This is a genomic window from Streptomyces glomeratus (genome assembly GCF_021462825.1).
Taxonomy (GTDB): domain Bacteria; phylum Actinomycetota; class Actinomycetes; order Streptomycetales; family Streptomycetaceae; genus Streptomyces; species Streptomyces glomeratus.
Window position 1 is genome coordinate 1 of record NZ_JAKEEB010000122.1, and the last position, 325, is coordinate 325.

Sequence of the window (325 nt, forward strand, 5' to 3'; positions counted from 1 at the left end):
TGCAGGTCGGCAACGCGCTGGACGGCTCGGCGGTGGTTGGCGGTGCGCTTGTCGCGGCGGGCGCGGGGGAAGCGGGCGAGAGCCTGTTGTGCGGCTTCGAGCTTCGCGGCGGCCTTCCGGCCGTGGCGCGGGTTGGGTACGAACTCGCCGTTGGAGTCGGCCAGGAAGTTGGCTATGCCCATGTCGATGCCGACCACGCTGCCGGTCGCCGCAAGCGGCTCGGGGGCGGCCTGCTCGGCGGTCAGGACGACGTACCAGCGCTTGCCCTCACGCTTGACGGACACGGTCTTGACCTTGCCGACCACGGGCCGGTGCTGGTTGACCT

General features: G+C 71.1%; 1 protein-coding gene. It reads right to left on the reverse strand.

Going from position 1 to position 325, the window contains the following annotated elements:
• A partial coding sequence (locus LZ604_RS36735; protein ID WP_234520378.1) for a transposase occupies window positions 1-325 on the reverse strand: 325 nt, incomplete at both ends.